The following is a 13,877-nucleotide window of genomic DNA, read 5'->3' as shown; positions in this document are numbered from 1 at the left end:
TTAGCTAAAGTCCAAGTCACCAATAATCTTTAGCGCTTTAATCACATTAGATTGTTCCACTTTTACTTCCATACTTCCGAAATGATATGAAGAGTCTTTTTGATTGAGCAGCACGGCTTCAATATTATTATCTAACAAAACATCCTTTACAATCTCGGCTTGGTGCTGCATGCTAGTTTTAAAAACAGAGTTCCAATTGCTCATCTTATTAATTTTGGTTTAAGGTAGTGATTTCTGAATACGAACAGCAAAAAGGAAACTACGATCAGCGCAACTATTCCAGCATAGCCAGGTACTGTATCGGGCTCATCAGGGTTAATCTCTGTTACTTCGGCCTGATACATATAAGCTACAATAAGCGCAAAACCATTGTTAGTGATGTGGGCAATAATAGGATACCACAGGTTACCAGACCATACATATAAATAGCCAAATAACGCTCCAAGCACCATACGTGGGGAAAGACCATAGAATTGCATGTGGATGGCTGAAAATATGAATGCCGAAACCCAAATGGCGATGTGTGCATTTTTTGACCATCGGTGCAATGAGTTTTGCAATAGGCCTCTGAAAAGAAGTTCCTCGCCTATTCCAGGTAAAATAGCGACCACAACGAAAGCCAATAGAAATGTGCCGAAGCTATCGAAGGTGGTAAACATCTCAGTGGTTTCCTTCATTGAATCTTCCATCTGACGGGCGAGCCTTTCAAAGCCTGCCATAAATTCTGGAAGTTGTATGTTTTCATTCCATTCAATGATAAAACCATTGACAAACACAAAAGCAATGGTAACAAAAACGGCTAAAGCTAAAGGGAAAGACTCGGTTTTGGATTCACCAAAAACAACATTCATGGGCTTTCGCGCTAGGTTTTTCATATAAAACCAAGGCACCAAAAAAGTAAACACAACGGTATATAATGATTGAGAAATCAAGAGTTGCGATTGGCCTATTAGTTCGAACATGGCAACTGGGTCAGCAAGAACTTCCATTCCACCTCCATTGGCGACTACAAAAATTAGTATGGCAATTGTGGCTGCAAATTGGCCAACAAAAAATCCAGCAAATAAAAGCCCAAATACTACCCAAAAAGTCTTTCGAGGGTTCTCGTTGTAGGTAGTAACGGTGGTTATTTCTCCGTCTTCGAGTTCTTTAATTACGTCTACTCTTTCCCCTCTCAAGGAAATATTAATCCCATTGTCGATTCTCGCCATAATGACGTAAATTTACGCGATTTTTCGAAATGGGCATGGTTAAAATTGGGAACATAGAATTAGGTGAATTTCCGTTGCTATTAGCACCGATGGAGGACGTAAGTGATCCCCCATTCAGGGCCGTATGCAAAGAAAATGGGGCAGACCTGATGTATACAGAATTTATTTCTTCCGAAGGCTTAATTCGGAATGCGGAAAAAAGTATGCAGAAACTCGATATCTACGATTACGAGCGCCCTATAGGGATTCAGATATTTGGAGATAAAATAGAGTCGATGCGAGAAGCGGCTTCGATTGCTGAAGCTGCACAGCCTGAAATTATCGACATCAATTATGGTTGCCCTGTCAAGAAGGTGGCCTGTAAAGGAGCTGGCGCTGGCATTTTGCTCGACATTCCTAAAATGCAAGAGATGACTTCGGAAATTGTGAAGCAAGTGAGCCTGCCCGTTACCGTAAAAACTCGTTTGGGTTGGGATGATTCCACCATTAGAATTCTGGAAGTTGCCAAAAGATTGCAAGATGTAGGCATTCAAGCACTGACAATTCATGGCAGAACCCGTGCGCAGATGTACAAAGGCGAAGCCGATTGGACTAAAATTGCTGAGGTAAAACATCATCCCGATATTCATATTCCGATTTTCGGAAATGGAGATATTGACTCTCCCGAAAAAGCCTTGGACTATAAAAATCGATATGAGCTAGATGGCATTATGATTGGCCGTGCTGCTATTGGATATCCTTGGATTTTCAACGAAATCAAGCATTTCATGAAAACAGGAGAGCATTTGGCTGCTCCGGATATGAAGACTAGGGTGGCCACTGCCAAAAAGCATTTACAGTTTTCGCTGGAATGGAAAAATGAGCTTCAAGGCATCTTTGAAATGCGAAGACATTACACCAATTATTTCAGGGGAATACCTAACTTCAAGCCGTACAGAGCACGCTTGGTTGAATCCGAAAATCCAGAAGAACTTTTTGAAATTCTGGATGAGATTTCTACCGTGTTCGAAGATGCCTATGCTTTGGTTGAATGAAAAATACGAACGTTTTAGCGTGGACGCTACTCATCCTTCTTGCCCTGATTTGGGGAAGTTCCTTTATTCTTATTAAAAGAGGTCTTGCGGTTTTTAATGCTGGCGAAGTTGGTGCTTTGCGTATTTTGGCTGCTTGTCTGTTTTTAATCCCCGTTTCTATTCCTAAAGTAGGTAAGCTTTCTTTTAAACACTTGAAGCTGCTTTTTATTATTGGTTTGGTGGGGAGCTTCATCCCGGCCTTTCTTTTTGCCATTGGCCAAACCCGTTTGCCTAGCGGGGTTACGGGTGTTTTAAATGCGCTAACCCCGATTTTCGTTTTAATTATGGGCGTAATTTTCTTCAAACAAGAAATTACAAAAAGGAAAACATTTGGGTTAATCACTGCCTTTGTGGGTACGGTGGTTCTCTTGGCAGCTGGTAGTGTTGGTGGCCTCCGTGGTATTAATTTTTATGCCTTGTTCATTGTTTTAGCTACCATCTGTTATGGTGTAAACCTGAATGTGATAAAATATTATTTAGCAGATTTAAAACCGCTAGTGATTACATCGGTGAGTCTGCTATTTATGGGGCCTTTGGCCGGTATTTACTTGCTTACTTTTACTGATTTTTCAGTTACGCTGGCCACGAAAGAAGGTGCACTAGAAGCCTTTGGTTACATTTCTCTTTTAGGAGTTATGGGTACCGCAATTGCGCTGATTCTTTTTAATAAGCTGGTTCAAATTACCAATCCATTGTTCACGAGTACCGTGACATACCTTATCCCAATTGTGGCTTTGATTTGGGGCTTCTGGGATGGAGAAGATCTAGGCTTGGGGCAAGTGATAGGTATGCTGGCTATTTTTGTTGGAGTATATATAACCAACAAAAAGAAGTCTATTTCAAAAAAAAATTAAGAGAGATAGGGTAGTGTGCTATTATAACTAGCACCTGATTCGGTGATAAAGAGGGGGTGTAACCAGGATGCCTTTAAAATAAAATACCCTTAAAGAGTAAATCTCTCCAAGGGTATTTTCAAATTTAATCTTTGTTCTTCTTACTTAAATATTTCAGAAATTGGTGTTCCTGTGGCGCCATTCGGAAGTCTCATATTCAATAACATACTCACCGAAGGAGCAATATCTGTAATATGAATTTCACGCACAGAATTTCCTTTTTTCACCCCCCAACCATAAAATAAAATTGGTACGTGGGTGTCATAAGTCCATGAATTACCATGTCCTGTGCCTTTACTTCCTCCAGTTTGCCATCCTGGATCCATTACAACCAATACATCGCCAGATTCCTTTGTGTGATAAGCGTTCTGCAATAAATTCTTGATGTCTTTAGTGTAGTTGTTGGTCACCAAATCATGCGCAGTTAAAGCGATATAAATACCACTTTGCTCCATCATTTTATCTGCAACAAAGTTTTGCATTTCATAAAGATCTACTCCCTCAGCTTCGATCAATTCATGATTCAAATGAATGTTGCTCGAAAAAGATTCAATCCAAGCTTTCTCTCCATACTTTGAATTCAAGGCCGCTGTAACAGCTTTTCTAGCATTTCCATTACTGAAGTTGTCGATCTTAAATCCATCATCTTTCATTTGGATTGAATTTTCAGCAACAGCATGGTCGGCAGTTAAGAAAACTGTATAGTTGCCCTTACCTACTTTTTTATCGAGGGCATCAAATAGTGTAGCAAGTTCACGATCCAATCTGATGTATGTATCTTGTACTTCTTTCGATTGAGGGCCGAAATTATGGCCAATATAATCTGTGCTAGAGTAACTTACCGCCAAGAAGTCAGGTGTATTGTCTTGTCCCAAGTTTTCAGCGTCCAAAGCTGCAAGTGCTAATTCGGTCAACAAACTATTTCCGAATGGCGTACTAGAAATCAAAGAGAAATTACCGTTGTCTTTTCTTAGTTCTTTTAAGTTATAAGGAAATGTAGGAGTATCTTTTCCCTTGAAACCCGACTCATATTTAGAATCATCTGGACCACTAACAGTGTACTTTTCAATTGGTAAAAAAGTATCCCAGGTCATGTTCAAATACTTGTCAACATGATTGGCTGCATTAAAAGACTTCACCCAATTGGGTAAATCATTCATGTAATAAGTAGAAGTCATGAAGGTTCCAGTATTTGAATCATACCAATAAGAACCGTCTGATAAATGACCACCAGGCAAAGCAGATCCTCTATCTTTAATAGACATTGCAATCACTTTTCCTTTTTTCTGGGTAGAAAGTTTCAATTCATCAGTGATGGTGGTTGAATATAAGTTTATTGGAGAGATATATCCGTTTTTGTCTGTGCCTCCGACCGCCAATACGGTGGTGTCTTCTGCACAGTAAACACTTCTACCTAAACTTCTGCTGTACCAACTGTTGTTTACAATGCCGTGTACCGCTGGCGTTGTGCCCGTATAAACGGAAGCGTGACCAGGCCCAGTGCTTGTAGCAGAATAATTGTAGTGCCCATTTCTGGCCATAAATCCCTCTTCTACAAATCTTTTAAATCCACCTTCGCCAAAATTCCCGTAGAATCGGGTTAAATACTCTTGCTTCATTTGATCGACAACAATGCCGACAACGAGCTTGGGTTTTTCGGTTACGTTTTGCGCCTTTAACTGCACAATCGACAGTAGTGCGAGCGTCAGAATAAAATAAGAAGACTTCTTCATTTTCTTGAATTTCAATTTTTAGGGCAAGCTATTTTAAAATATTCATCCTGTTTAAAGGATTGTGTGAACAGTTTGTTACCATTCTTATCGAAGTAGATTACCACGTAAATGTTGGCCTCTCTTACAATCTTCACGGCAAAGTAAATAGGATCATCTACTGTGCCTAGTACTTTTATTTCATCGTAGGTCGCTTCAATAATTTCACCCTTGATATTGCTGTAAACTCCCTTTCCTTTTTCTGTCGTAATCAATAATTTTTTCTCTTGAGAATTGTCCTTAAGTATTTCAAAATTTAAAATTCCCTCATAGCGTAAGGATTCATCTTTGATGCCATGTAAAAACCATTCGTTTTCAATTCTAGCCAAGGCCACTGTGTCGGTAAAGAATTTGATCTCGTCATAATCAAAAGCACTTAATTCACGGTTTTTGGATGAGATAAAGCCTTTTAACTTGCCCTTAGTGGCCACCATAACGGTGTCAGAATAAGGCTCGATAAGTTTGTCATAGGAAGGTGGTATTTTTATCTGCTTGGCAATATTGATGACTCCAACTTTTCCTTTATCCAGAATACTTACATAACCATTTGTGTTGGAGCCTATTCCGTCATAAATAAAGTTCAATACATATTTGCCAGTGCTATCAGTAAGGGCAGCGTTATTTTTCTGTAAACGGATTAAATTAGGGCCAAGCGCCACTGCATCTTCTAATGTGTTGCTCAGAATTTCTCTTCCAAAACTGTTGTATATTTTTCTTGCCTTCTTTGGGCCTGTAAGCATTAAAAAGTCAAACGCTGCTTTTGCTCCTGTACTGATGTAATTCTGAGGGATCAATAATTTGGGCTCCCATCCTTTCTTAATCTCTATTTGTTTTCCGTTGGCGAATAGGGTGGTTGTTTGCGTCTCTTTTTTCAACATGACCATATTCTCTCCCCAAAGCCCTAGAGAGTCATAATTATACATAGGTTGAAATTTTCCAACTTGATCAAGCAAAGTCCATTTACCTTCTCTTTTTAGCCCAAGCCAACGATCATTCTCAACTACCTTTTCGTAATAGAGGTCTTTTAAGGATAAGTGCTTGTTGTGTAAAAGCTGAATTCCTTTGGCAGACTTTAGTTGCCAACCGTAGGTTTTAGGGTAGATTTTATAAGCCCCGAATGGGATTTTAGTTTTCAAATTGACATCTAAAATAGCTTCTTGCCCATTTTTAACCACCCAAAAATTTCCATCATCCAGAAGTTCTACTTCTTCATACTGAAAATTGAGGTCAACTTTCTCCCCATTTGCAGCTGGAAAAAGCGCTTCGGGAGTTACCAGAGCAATTCCTTCCTCTTTTTGGATCCAAATGAAATTTCCAATGGTATCGATATCTATAAATACATGGTCCAGAATGGGCTTTTTATTGATGGTGGTTAATCCATAAAAACCGTTCTGCTCTGTTCTGATAAAATGCGAATTTAGTATGGTTATGGACGACATAGGCTGGTCAACAATCAACTCTCCAGATTTATGAACTATGGTAAAACCTGATTCTCTTTCGATTTGGATGTAACCAAATCCAAGATCAGTTGCTTTGTCAAAATCACCTTGATAAATCACGGTGCCGTTGCGGGCAATGATTTGTTGCTCTCCGTCTTTTTCTCCAACCACAAAATCTTTGAGCTGAGGCATGCAAAGACAATCGGCATCTACTTTATCAAAACTAGCCTTAAGTGCTATTTCAACTTTGGCGTTAATGAAGTTGATCTTACCATCTTCAATTTTAGGAAGCCAATAGCCCGCTCCGAGTGCATTCACTTTTTCAATCGAATCTTTAGCCGTTTGAAACTTAAAGTATTTAAAGAAATCTTGATTTGGATATTTCTCCTTAAACAGCTGGTAAAGCCTCGGAATGCTTTTTCGGGCTAATTTTTCGTTCGGATATTTTTTTAGAAAACCAGTGTAGTCTTCAATGGAATTGGTGGCTGTCACAATTTCATAAATATCATTTTCTACCGATTCGTGATAAGGGGTTTCAGGGTACGCTTCCAAAAAATCTGTTAGACTCTCCAATTTACCGTCTGCCGTCTTTTCTTCAAAAAGCAGTTTTTCATAGAGAGGCATGGCTTTTTCAAAGTCTTCTGCTTTTGGGTATTCTGTCATAAATGCCAAATAGCCTTCCCAAGTGTTCTGTGCCAAAGCATTTTCATAAGCAATATGATTTCTCAATTGAATAGCTTGCGGAACTTGGGCTGCATCGTTGTGTTTTTTCAAAAACCAATCGTAGTCTTTAAGGGTATGCTTTGCTCTTATTACTTTGAATTTCAATTCGTCAATTCTGTCCTTTTGTTTTTCTAGAATCACAGAATCTACCCCAACCTCTTTCAGCTTTGATAGGTCCTTAGTGTCCTTTATCTGCTTAAAATCAGAAATGGCTTTGTTGACAAAATGGTATGCAGAATCTATGCTGTAGTCGTTAAACAGGCTGTCCACGAAAATCATGGAATACAAAAAATTGCCTGCAGGGTTTAAGCTCTCTTTCTCCAGAGACTTATTAAGCACTTCTATGGCCTTATTAGTGTCTCCTTTTTCATATAGTCGAAAAGCACGGGTTGGAATCTCTAGAGTGTGTAGAGAAATCAAAACGACACCAATAAATAGCTGAACTCCTTTTGACATAATGATCAATGAAAAGCAAAAATAACAAACCTCCGATCAATTACCGTAATACCAATTTGACATTATTTGCCTTCGTTTTGAGGTTTGCGAACCTAGTTAGTATAATATAAGCTACCAAATTAAAATTTTCCATTTAGGGAGCATTAACAATAAAAGTGGATGAAAATGTTTACTGATTTGCTTCCTAAAAACCACCTTCACCAAGCTTCTTGTAGGTTATATTCTATTGTTTTTTGATAGTTTAAGCCTCAAATAGAGAGTAAGTTACACCGATGATTGTTTACAATATGAAATTTTTAGCGATGTCGAATGAGCGATAAATATTACCTCAGCACCGCTGAAAGAGGCAAAAAATACTTTTTGCCTCTTTCAGCTAAATCACTCCTTCTCATTTTAAGTGAGATTTATATAAAAGAATTGAGGAATTAACGTTAACAGTTAGCAAATTGCATATGGAATTCCTTGAATTCTAAAAAACCTCAATCAAATGAATAAAATAAAAGCCGTTCTTCGGGAGCAAGGCCGTACACAGGCGTGGCTATCCGATAAAATTGACAAGAGTTATGTAGTCACTACCAACTACGTGAATAACAAGACCCAGCCAAGCATACACATTCTGTATAGGATAGCAGATGTCCTAGATGTAGATGTAAGAGAGCTATTGGTTCCCTCAAAGCCTTAATTGTTTTGTCTTTAACTATTCTGTCGCTATTTTTGTATCAAATATTTATAACATGAAAAGAATTAGCATACTATTACTTATTGCTCTTTTTACTTTTTCTTGCGCTGGCAATAAAGAGCAAGCTCAATGGGATGAATCTACCGTAGTTGGTTATTACGGAGAAAAAATCAACCATGAGAACATTGTTTCTGTAGAAGAAATGATGAATCAATTGAATGAAAGTGATTCTATTATGGTAAAAGTGGAAGGCGAAATTACTGCCACGTGTGCTATGAAAGGATGCTGGATGAACCTTGTTCTTCCTTCTGGGGAAGAAATGAGAGTTACTTTTAAAGATTATGCATTTTTTGTTCCTAAAGAAGGAATGGAAGGTAACAGAGCGATAATTGAAGGTAAGGTAAAAAGATCTATGACCGATGTGGCTACGCTAAAGCATTATGCTGAAGATGCTGGTAAAAGCGTAGAAGAAATTGCTACCATTACTGAAGATAAGAACGAATTGGCCTTTGAAGCTTCGGGTGTTGTGATTTTAAACACTGAAGAAAAAAGTCTTTAAGTAAAAAAGCTCTAAGATATTTGAAGCCATCTGTTGAAAAACAGATGGCTTTTTTGTTTAACTGGTTAATACGGATTTGATTTTGAACCTAAATATTTCCATAATCTGAAATTAGCATTTAACCCACGCAACCCTTCGCTGTTTTCTGGCATCTGTTCCAGGTACTGTAACCTATTCTGGCTTTATCAGTCTATAATAAAAGGTCAAAACTTAAAACAACATGAAAACACAACAAATCACACTCAAACTCACCTTTTTCACTTTCCTACTTGTTTCGTTATTTTCAGTAAATGCCAAAGCACAAACTACGGTAAAGGCTTCGGATATTATGAAAGCAATGAAAAATGGGGAAGACATTAAGTATTCCAATGTGACGGTTTTAGGAATACTGGATTTTACTTACATGGATGAAAAAGCACCCGATTTACCACGCAGAAGAAGCTGGTGGAAAAATGGTGGAGACAACACGGTTAACGAATTGATTAAAAGCAGAATCACTTTCGAGAATGTAGTTTTTGAAAATGATGTAGTGGCTTATTTTCACGATGACAGATCAGAATACACATTTACAGCAGATTTTGAAGAGGATGTAATATTCAAAAATTGCAAATTTGAACGTGATGCTATGTTCAAGTATTCAGAATTTGAGCGCGCAGCCTCATTCGCAAGTTCTACTTTCAAAGATGAATCTACTTTTAAATACGCTGAATTTTCAAGGCTAGCAGATTTCTCAAACACTCAATTTGATGAAAATGCGATCTTCAAATACACTGAATTCAGAGATGGCGTAAATCTTTCGTCTGCTCGTTTTGAAAGATCTTTGGATATTAAGTACACCAAAGTAAGAGGCGATTTCGATATCAGCGATTTATACGTACGCTGGGACATCGACTCTAAATACACCGACATTAATGGTCGGAAGTTCTCAAAAAACATGCTGGACAACTAATTGGTCGATTTAGAAAGCACAAAAAAAGGCAGCCGTTGAGCTGCCTTTTTTTGTATCTAATTCTTCCTTATTCTCTCGACTGCTTAATAAAGGCATTGGCCAACATTCGTAATTGCATTTTGTGTGGGATAACCCTGCCCAATGCTCTGTAAAACTTAGGGAAGACGCCTGGAATAGAGACGGGCTTTCTGTTGAACATTCGACTCAAAGCATATTCAGCTACTTGCTCTGCCGTTTGCCTTGTTATTTTTGAAGCGAAACCCATGTTTGCATCGCGCTTAATCACATCAGGGTTCGTAAGCACTGCTGCAGGGCAAAGTATAGAAACAAAAACGTTGGAGTCTTTTAGTTCGTAACGAAGTGAGTGTGAAAATGAACTCACAAACTTCTTACTGGCTGCATAAATGCCTTTGAATGGGATATCGTAATAAGAAGCCATACTGGCTACATTCAAAATATAGGCCTTGTCAAGCTTTTGCATTCCAGGCAAAAAATGGTGGGTGAGCATTACCATGGCCACCATATTCAACTGCATTTGGCCAAAATAAAATTCTGATTCTTTTGAGAGAAAATCGCCAGAATTGCCCAAACCAGCATTATTGGCCAAAAGGTCTACGACAAAACTGTTCTTCTGGCACCATTGAAAAACCTCTTGAGGTGTACCCGCATCCATTAGGTTGACACCTAAGTAATGGAATTCTTGATTTGGATATTTACTAGTCAGCGCATTGGCTACTTCTTCTAGCTTAGGCTCAGGTAGTGCCACCAAGAGCACATTAAAGCCCCTTGCGGCACAGTTTTCTGCAATAGCACGACCAATGCCATTACTCGATCCTGTTACCAATGCGAATTTTTTTACGTTTGTCATTTGTTGTCAGTTCTTAACCAATCTACCGTTTGCTGAATTCCACTCACTAGTGGAGTAATTTGGTAGCCAAGTTCCTTTTGAGCTTTATCGCTTGAAACACTCCATTTATAAAGGTATTTTCTTACCCAGCCTGGTGTGATCATTGGCTGCTTGCCAAAATTTTCAGCTAAAAATAACTGAACTTTACCGAAGGTAAGCATAACTCCCAAGGGCATTTTATAGAGTTTGTATTTTTTTCCACCAATTTCAGCGATCATATCAAAGAGCTCGTGGTAGGTAGCGTCTTCTCCTCCAAGTAAATAGCGCTCACCGGATCTTCCGTGCTCCATGGCGAGCATATGGCCTCGAATCACGTCTTCTACATACACATAATTCCCCGTGCTGAGACCATCTCCAGGCATGAATTTCCACTTGCCATCGATGTACTGCTTCACCAACTTGGTTACAGAATTACTCACATTGAGAGGGCCTGGGCCATAAACACGGGTCGGATTTACAATTACAATATGTTGACCATTGGCAGCGCGCTGACGCATCTGTTCTTCCGATTCGTGTTTGGTACTTTCGTAATCGGTAAAAAAATCAACCTGTCGAGGCGTTTCTTCATTTACAGGTCCGTCAATGGCTGGTCCAATTACACCTGCAGTAGAAGTGACCACTACTTTGGAAACACCTTGTTTTTTGGCGGCATCTAGAATATTAGTGGTGCCGTCAATATTCACCCTTTTAAAAGTGTCGTCTTTGGCCCAAACGCTGGCAAAGGCAGCTAAATGATAAACTTCATCGCAGTTTTCCATTCCCCTTTCTAGGGCATCGGTATGAAATAAATCTCCTTCTACGGTATCAATATTTGGATGAACTAAGGTTTGAGCCTTTGCTTTAGAGCGAACCAAAGCAGTTACATTATGTCCTTGGTCGGCCAAAGCATGTATTAGTTTTTGACCAATAAAGCCTGTACTTCCGGTGATGAATATCTTTTTGTTCATTAAATAACTTTCATGTCTGGGTGATGTCTTAGCGAAAAGAAAAAATTGGACAACGCTAAAGTGATGTGAACGAAAAAAGCCACCCAAATCGTTCCTGTGGTTAAAGTAATGAGGCAGAGCAACACGCCCAATGGAACTGCTCCAATGGTTTCTTCTAAATTTTTCGGTACATGTACTAAAGCATACAAAGCAGCATTCAATACAATGGCGGGCCATTCGCCCAGTAACGGAACTGTAGCGAAAAGTAACAGACCTCTGAACATTAGTTCGTAACCGAACAAATAAGCCACCCATGTGAAGGCGTTCTTTGCCACCATCGCTTTTGTCCATTCCTTTTCTCTTACATTAGGGTAAAAGGCCAAGTTTTTTTCCTTCTTCGAATTGAAAAAATTCATTGGGATAATCACCACGGCCAAACCTAAGATCCAATAAAGTGACGTAGCATGGTTCTTAAATGTTACTCCGTAATCGGCTGGAGTTTTGCCCAAAATTACCATCATTAAAATGGCTGGAATTACTCCGATTGTCATTGCACCGAGGTAACGAAAATACCATTGCGCTTTTGTATTGCCCTTTACTTCGCCATATTTATGAACAAAATTTTGTTTGACTTTAGGGGAAATTGAAACGAAGTGATAAACACTAAATCCAAGTGTGAGCAAGCCAATAGCTAAAATCGGCTCTAAAAATGAAGGGTCCCAAATTGGAATGTGCATGTTGTTGCTACTGTTGAGTCAGGTTGCAAAAATAAGAACATCTCTTACATTTACGTGTAGAACCATCTAAATTCAACATCATTTAACACTATGGGCCGTCACATTACATCTATTCTTCTTTTACTACTTCTATTTTCTTCCGTATTAAGTGCTCAGGAAGAGCAAATTTCGGGCAAAGAACTTCTAAATCGAAGTATTGCTTTTCATGACCCGAGCGGGCAATGGCAGAAAATAAAGATGGAATTGGTGCTTGACCAAGAAATGCCTGATGGTTCTGTTCGTCCTTCTAATGTAATTATCGACAATCAAAAAGGGGCCTTCGAATTATCTTTTGTAAAAGACAGCCACCTATTCACATGGAAAGTAGACGGAAGAGATTCAACCGAATCATTTATGGATTATAGAATAATTACTGATTCTGTAAGAGTTGATACGCTACAGCTAAGCCCCGATAGGGCAAGAAGATGGAGAAATTATTATAGCTATTTATATGGCTTACCCATGAAATTAACAGACCAAGGGACCAACATTGACCCCGTAGTTCAAAGCACAACTTTTGATGGAAAGCCTGTTTTAGCCCTGAAAGTAACTTATGATAAAAATGTGGGTTCCGACACTTGGTATTTCTATTTCAACCCCGATACTTATGCTTTGGTGGGCTATCGCTTCTTCCATAACGAAGCGGAAAACGATGGAGAATATATTCTTATCGAGGGTTTAGAAATTCAGAAGGGAATGCGAATTCCGATGCATAGGGCATGGTATACTAATAAAGAGAGCCGCTGGTTGGGGACAGACCGATTTGTAAGCTTAAAACTGATTAGGAATTAGAATTACTTCTTCTTTTTTAAAGAGTTAATGAACTTAGCCCAAGCAAAAGGATTCAGGAGTGGGTTTGATGTTGGTCCCGAGCGGTATTGCTGCTGATTATATTGTTGATTCATCATGTACCGATAATTGGCTTCTGGGCTCGCTCCCATAGGCATGTTGAGCACCATTTGTTTAACCGCCTCAGGGGCAAATGCATTCAGAACACTTTCTTGTTCTTCGTTCAAGTTCATGGCCAGAAACGCTTCCTTAAAAAGTTCTTCGCTAGGGAAACGACTCACCTCTACATCGGGCAACTGCGTAATTTCTTCTTCCAACGCTACAATTATAGTGTATTGATCCCCCACAGTGTCAGGAACAACTATTTTACGATCCTTAAAACCGATGGAAGTAAAAATCAAGGTATCACCGGCATAGAACGCCTTACTGAACCAGCCTCTATAATCAGACACTGTTCCTCGGCCAGTTTTAAGGGCGAAAATATGAACCCCAAAAACAGTCTCAGTACTATCAGCATTCATTACAAGGCCAGAAAGTTGAACTACATCAGCGTTATTGTTTTGAGCAAACCCTTTTTGAGTGCCACAAAAAATGAAAGCACAAAGCACAATGGCACGGAGAGAATATGTGATTACTGTTTGTTTCAATATACTTGTGCTTTTAATTTTATTCTACGTGAACTTAGACTTAAAGATAAGAAGATAGAACTTATATTTTTTCTCCTCGCA

Annotated in this window: 14 protein-coding genes; 6 read left to right on the top strand and 8 right to left on the bottom strand. The window is 39.0% G+C overall.

The annotated features are described in order from the left end of the window. Both VOI17_RS00210 and VOI17_RS00205 read right to left on the bottom strand, forming a co-directional pair. A complete protein-coding gene (locus VOI17_RS00210) occupies positions 1–204 on the bottom strand; it encodes a putative signal transducing protein (RefSeq protein ID WP_323755222.1) in 204 nt (67 codons plus the stop codon). Next, positions 201–1,211 (bottom strand): CPBP family intramembrane glutamic endopeptidase, encoded by a 1,011-nt coding sequence (locus VOI17_RS00205; RefSeq protein ID WP_323755221.1) that lies wholly within the window; start codon positions 1,209–1,211, stop codon positions 201–203. Before VOI17_RS00205 ends, VOI17_RS00210 begins: the two co-directional genes overlap by 4 nt. 35 nt (positions 1,212–1,246) lie before the next feature. On the opposite strand from VOI17_RS00205, the gene dusB reads away from it, so the two are divergent. Both dusB and VOI17_RS00195 read left to right on the top strand, forming a co-directional pair. Continuing rightward, a complete protein-coding gene (gene dusB / locus VOI17_RS00200) occupies positions 1,247–2,245 on the top strand; it encodes a tRNA dihydrouridine synthase DusB (protein WP_323755220.1) in 999 nt (332 codons plus the stop codon). After that, positions 2,242–3,138 carry a DMT family transporter gene (locus VOI17_RS00195; RefSeq protein ID WP_323755219.1) on the top strand — a complete coding sequence of 299 codons (897 nt, stop codon included), beginning with the start codon at positions 2,242–2,244 and terminating at the stop codon, positions 3,136–3,138. Before dusB ends, VOI17_RS00195 begins: the two co-directional genes overlap by 4 nt. 140 nt (positions 3,139–3,278) lie before the next feature. On the opposite strand, the gene pafA is transcribed toward VOI17_RS00195, so the two are convergent. Both pafA and VOI17_RS00185 read right to left on the bottom strand, forming a co-directional pair. Next, positions 3,279–4,910, bottom strand: a complete 1,632-nt coding sequence (pafA, locus tag VOI17_RS00190) for an alkaline phosphatase PafA (protein ID WP_323755218.1) — start codon at positions 4,908–4,910, stop codon at positions 3,279–3,281. 11 nt (positions 4,911–4,921) lie between these two features. After that, positions 4,922–7,564 (bottom strand): WG repeat-containing protein, encoded by a 2,643-nt coding sequence (locus VOI17_RS00185; RefSeq protein ID WP_323755217.1) that lies wholly within the window; start codon positions 7,562–7,564, stop codon positions 4,922–4,924. A gap of 487 nt (positions 7,565–8,051) precedes the next feature. On the opposite strand from VOI17_RS00185, the gene VOI17_RS00180 reads away from it, so the two are divergent. The 3 genes from VOI17_RS00180 (at position 8,052) to VOI17_RS00170 (ending at position 9,751) form a co-directional block, all read left to right on the top strand. Then, positions 8,052–8,246 (top strand): helix-turn-helix domain-containing protein, encoded by a 195-nt coding sequence (locus VOI17_RS00180; protein WP_068409861.1) that lies wholly within the window; start codon positions 8,052–8,054, stop codon positions 8,244–8,246. Between the two features lie 52 nt (positions 8,247–8,298). Continuing rightward, positions 8,299–8,802, top strand: coding sequence for a DUF4920 domain-containing protein (locus tag VOI17_RS00175; RefSeq protein ID WP_323755216.1), 504 nt, complete (start codon positions 8,299–8,301; stop codon positions 8,800–8,802). A 220-nt stretch (positions 8,803–9,022) separates the two neighbouring features. Further along, a complete protein-coding gene (locus tag VOI17_RS00170; protein WP_323755215.1) occupies positions 9,023–9,751 on the top strand; it encodes a pentapeptide repeat-containing protein in 729 nt (242 codons plus the stop codon). A gap of 67 nt (positions 9,752–9,818) precedes the next feature. On the opposite strand, the gene VOI17_RS00165 is transcribed toward VOI17_RS00170, so the two are convergent. Genes VOI17_RS00165 through VOI17_RS00155 form a run of 3 tightly spaced genes read right to left on the bottom strand, consistent with a single transcriptional unit; the run spans position 9,819 to position 12,321 of the window. Then, positions 9,819–10,619 (bottom strand): SDR family NAD(P)-dependent oxidoreductase, encoded by an 801-nt coding sequence (locus VOI17_RS00165; RefSeq protein ID WP_323755214.1) that lies wholly within the window; start codon positions 10,617–10,619, stop codon positions 9,819–9,821. Beyond that, a complete protein-coding gene (locus VOI17_RS00160; RefSeq protein ID WP_323755213.1) occupies positions 10,616–11,605 on the bottom strand; it encodes an SDR family oxidoreductase in 990 nt (329 codons plus the stop codon). Before VOI17_RS00160 ends, VOI17_RS00165 begins: the two co-directional genes overlap by 4 nt. Next, positions 11,605–12,321 carry a type II CAAX endopeptidase family protein gene (locus VOI17_RS00155; RefSeq protein ID WP_323755212.1) on the bottom strand — a complete coding sequence of 239 codons (717 nt, stop codon included), beginning with the start codon at positions 12,319–12,321 and terminating at the stop codon, positions 11,605–11,607. The genes VOI17_RS00160 and VOI17_RS00155 overlap by 1 nt, the downstream gene beginning before the upstream one ends. Positions 12,322–12,411: 90 nt before the next feature. On the opposite strand from VOI17_RS00155, the gene VOI17_RS00150 reads away from it, so the two are divergent. Continuing rightward, complete coding sequence (locus VOI17_RS00150; RefSeq protein WP_323755211.1) at positions 12,412–13,152, top strand: DUF6503 family protein; 741 nt, start codon at positions 12,412–12,414, stop codon at positions 13,150–13,152. Positions 13,153–13,154: 2 nt separating this feature from the next. On the opposite strand, the gene VOI17_RS00145 is transcribed toward VOI17_RS00150, so the two are convergent. Continuing rightward, positions 13,155–13,796 carry a carboxypeptidase-like regulatory domain-containing protein gene (locus VOI17_RS00145; protein ID WP_323755210.1) on the bottom strand — a complete coding sequence of 214 codons (642 nt, stop codon included), beginning with the start codon at positions 13,794–13,796 and terminating at the stop codon, positions 13,155–13,157. Between the last annotated feature and the right edge of the window lie 81 nt (positions 13,797–13,877).

The organism is Roseivirga sp., from assembly GCF_034669765.1.
GTDB lineage: Bacteria > Bacteroidota > Bacteroidia > Cytophagales > Cyclobacteriaceae > Roseivirga.
This window is presented reverse-complemented; position numbering and strand designations above follow the sequence as displayed.